The organism is Streptomyces sp. MBT53 (genome assembly GCF_016654115.1).
Classification (GTDB): domain Bacteria; phylum Actinomycetota; class Actinomycetes; order Streptomycetales; family Streptomycetaceae; genus Streptomyces.
In genome coordinates this window covers 1-3,726 of sequence record NZ_JAEQAZ010000455.1, presented here as the reverse complement: position 1 = coordinate 3,726, position 3,726 = coordinate 1, and the positions used below count along the sequence as shown (strand labels likewise).

At 67.8% G+C, this 3,726-nt stretch carries 3 protein-coding genes; all 3 read right to left on the bottom strand.

Annotated features, from left to right (window positions below; genetic code table 11):
• Window positions 1-316: 316 nt before the first annotated feature.
• The 3 genes from JHN45_RS52140 to JHN45_RS52130 all read right to left on the bottom strand — a co-directional run bounded on the left by JHN45_RS52140 (window position 317) and on the right by JHN45_RS52130 (window position 3,612).
• Window positions 317-1,168, bottom strand: a complete 852-nt coding sequence (locus tag JHN45_RS52140) for a carbohydrate ABC transporter permease (RefSeq protein WP_201056533.1) — start codon at window positions 1,166-1,168, stop codon at window positions 317-319.
• Window positions 1,169-1,176: 8 nt separating this feature from the next.
• Window positions 1,177-2,175 carry a carbohydrate ABC transporter permease gene (locus JHN45_RS52135; protein WP_201056531.1) on the bottom strand — a complete coding sequence of 333 codons (999 nt, stop codon included), beginning with the start codon at window positions 2,173-2,175 and terminating at the stop codon, window positions 1,177-1,179.
• 96 nt (window positions 2,176-2,271) lie between these two features.
• A complete protein-coding gene (locus JHN45_RS52130; RefSeq protein ID WP_201056529.1) occupies window positions 2,272-3,612 on the bottom strand; it encodes a sugar ABC transporter substrate-binding protein in 1,341 nt (446 codons plus the stop codon).
• Between the last annotated feature and the right edge of the window lie 114 nt (window positions 3,613-3,726).

Here is a 3,726-nt window from a genome sequence, read left to right as displayed (position 1 = left end):
TGCGCTGAGCCGCTGACCTGCGCAGATTCCATGTCCTGCTGCGGGCGTGGGTGCTTCGTAGCACCGCTGTTGACCGTGGGTTTGCGCTCTCAAGGGCACGCTAGGGGCACGACGGGAGGCATGGGGACGATCGCCGTGTTGATGGAGTCTCCTTCCGCCTCGACGCCTGTGATGCCCGAGCCAACCGGGTGGCGCCGTCGCGACCGCACATGGATGCCGACAGGTGGATGGTCGTGAGCGTGCTTCTCCGGCAGACGCGAGAACTCCTACCGGATCCGAATGCCGTCAGGGCCCGGACTGCACGGGCAGCCCGGGCTCACCCCTTGACGGCGGAACTGGCGACGCCCTGGACGAACCAGCGCTGGAAGAAGGCGAAGACGATCAGGACGGGCAGGACGAGCAGGACGCCGAAGGCGAGGATCTGGCCCCAGTCCGGGGGCTGTTGGCCCTGGAAGACGCTCATTTCGAGGGGGAGCGGGCGGACGGAGGGGTCGGAGACCATCAGGACCGGCCACAGGAAGGAGCCCCACTGGGTGAGGAAGGTGAGGATCGCGACCGAGGCGAACGCCGGCTTGGACATCGGCACGATGATCGCGAAGAAGGTGCGCCAGGGGCCCGCGCCGTCCAGCCGGGCGGCTTCCTCGATGCTCGGCGGGATCGAGCGGAAGAACGTGTGGAACTGGTAGACCGAGAAGGCGTTGGCGATGAACGGGATCGCCTGGACGTAGATCGTGTTGCGCTGGTCGTTGAACATGTAGAAGAGCGGGACCGCCACCGACTCGAACGGCACCAGCATCAGCAGCAGGACCAGGGTGAACACCGCTTCCCGGCCCCGCCACTTCAGCCGTGACATGCCGTACGCCGCCATCGAGTTGACGAACAGGCCGCCGGTCACGACCACGAACGCGACGAGCAGTGAGATGCCCATGAAGCGCCAGAAGTAGCCGGTGCTGTCGGAGTTCAGGGCGTCGAGGACGTGTGTGTAGTTGTCGAAGGAGAGGTGGGTGGGGAGGAAGCCGGACAGGCCGTTCAGCACTTCGTCGGAGGGTTTGAGGCTGCCCAGCAACAAGTAGAGGACGGGCAGGACGAAGAGGAACGCCAGGACGCTGAGGACGGCGTAGTCGGTGAAGCGGCGCAGGTGGTGGTACGGCGCGCGGGTCGTGGCCATGGTCGGTGTCAGTCCTCGTTGTCGTTGTCGGGCCGGACGACGCGGCGCTGGATGAGGGTCAGGGCGACGACGATCAGGAAGAAGACGACGGTGATCGCGGACGCCTGGCCGATGTTGTTCTGGTCGAAGGCGGTGGTGACGGCCTGGTACATGACCGTTCGGGTGGCGTCCTCGTCGAGGCCGCCGCCGTGGATGAGGACGTAGACCTGGTCGAAGACGCGGAAGGACAGCACCGAGGTGAGCATGGCGACGAAGACGAGGGTGCCGCGGATGCCGGGCAGGGTGACGTGCCGGAACTGCTGCCAGGGCGTGGCGCGGTCCAGTTCGGCGGCCTCGTAGAGCTCGTCGGGGATCTGCTGGAGGCCGGCCAGCAGGATGACCATCTGGAAGCCCACCCCCTGCCACACCGACAGCACGATGACCGAGGCCATCGCGGTGGCCGAGTCTCCGAGCCAGTCGAAGGCGCCCCAGTTGCCGAAACTCACCGTGTGCAGCGCGGAGTTGAGCAGGCCCTGGTCACTGCGGGCGAGGATGAGCCGCCAGATCACGGCGACCAGCGTCATCGGGAAGACGACCGGCATGAAGAACAGCGAGCGGAACAGGCCGATCGCCTTCAGCTTGCGGTTGAGGAGGATCGCGAGAGCCAGCGCCAGGCCGGTCTGGAGCGGAACGACGACCACGGCGAACGTCAGGTTGTTGAGCAGGGCCCGCAGGAACGGCCCCGAAAGGTCCGGGTCGGTGAACAGCCGCCGGTACTGCTCCAGGCCGAAGAATCTGGGCGCGAGCGGGGAACCCAGGCGCACGTTGTAGAAGGAGAGGACGACGGCGTACCCGAACGGGACGCCGACGAAGGCGACGAGGCCGGCCACGGCGGGTGTGGACATGAGCAGTCCGTGCAGCCCGTCGCGGTTCCTGGGCCACCTGGCACGCGCCGGCTTCACGGAGGTCACGGGCGGGCCTGCTTCCCTGCCGGAGGGCGCTGCGGGCGCGGTTTCCACGGTCATCACGGGGTCCTGTTCCCGGCCGGGGCGGGCGCGCCGTCGACAGCGTCGTACGCGCACCCGCCCCGCCGAAGCGTCCTGCTGGGGCACTGGAGCACTGGCTTACTGGATCTTGTAGCCGTCGTTGTCGGAGAAGTCCTGGTCGATGGAGCGGGCGGCCTTCTCCAGAGCGCTCTTCGGGTCGGCGCCGCCGTAGACGGAGTTCAGGGCGTCGCTGAACTTGGCGGTGACCGTGGGATATCCGGCGGTGACCGGGCGGGTCACGGCGACGCAGGACTTGGTGATGTCGCTGTCGCCGCAGGGCTTGGCCAACTGGTCGGCGAAGAGCTGGAGCGGGCCGCCCTGCTCGTAGAGGGGGCTCTTGGCGAGCGCGGTCTTCGTGGCGGGCGGGGCGCCGTTGGCCGTGGTCATCGCGGTGACGTTGGTGTCGTTCAGGAGGTAGTCGAGGAAGGCGCCGGCGGCCTTGCCGTTCTTGGAGTTCGCGCCGATGCCCCAGGCCCATGAACCCTGGCCGGTCTTGGGGCCGTTGCCGAAGTCGGGCAGCGGCAGGGCGACGAGGTCGCTGCCGAGGGCCGTGCTGTAGGCGGGGTACATCCAGTGGCCGACCCAGCTCAGCGCGACGCGGCCCTTGGCGAAGGCGTTGCCGTCCGTGTTGGGGTCGACGTACGTCTTCCAGGACTGGAAGGTCTTCATCGCCGACACCACGGCCGGGGTGTCGAGGGCGCCTTCCGCTTTGCCGTCCTTGAGGAGCGAGCCGCCGGCCGACCAGACGACGGGGGCGAAGCCGTAGGTGCCCCACTCGGTGGCCAGGCCGTTGTTCTCCTGGATGTCCAGGGTCTTGCCGTCGGAGTCCTTGGCCTTCAGCGCCTTCAGCGCGGCGGTGAACTGCGCGGCCGTCCAGTCGTCGGACAGGCCGGTCGGGTACTTCACCCCGGCCGCGTCCAGGAGTTTCTTGTTGCCGTAGATGCCGAGCCCCGAGTCGTACATGCCCAGGCCGTAGTGCTTGCCGTCGATCTCGCCCTGCGCCTTGCTGGCGTCCGTGGCGTTGCTCATGGTCTTGGCGGAGACGTAGGAGTCGATCGCGGCGAGCTTCTTGTTGTAGACGAAGTTCGCGATGGTCGGCCCGTCGAACTCCATCACGTCCGGCAGCTTGGAGGCGTCGGTGGCGGTGATGGTCTTGGTGTAGTCGTTGGCGGGGATCAGCTTGAGCTCGACCTTGATCTTGTCCTGGGAGGCGTTGAAGGACTTCACCGCGTTCTGCAGGGCGGTGTCCTCGCTCTTCTGCCCCTGGTGGGCCCAGACGCTGATGGTGCCCTTGCCGCTGCCCGCCGCGGAGGCGTCGCCGCCGCTGCCACCGCCACAGGCGGCCAGGGCGGCGAGGGGCAGGACGAGAGCGAGGCCCGTACAGGCTGTACGGCGGTACCTTCTGCTGGTCGAGCTCATGGCTGTGCCTCCGTGCGGTGCGAGGGTTGCGAGGGTTTCGAAGTGCGCTGGTGTTTTCCGGCGTGGGGGAGTGGGGCCTCGGGGGGCCTTGACGGTCGTGGAGGGGCTGAGCTG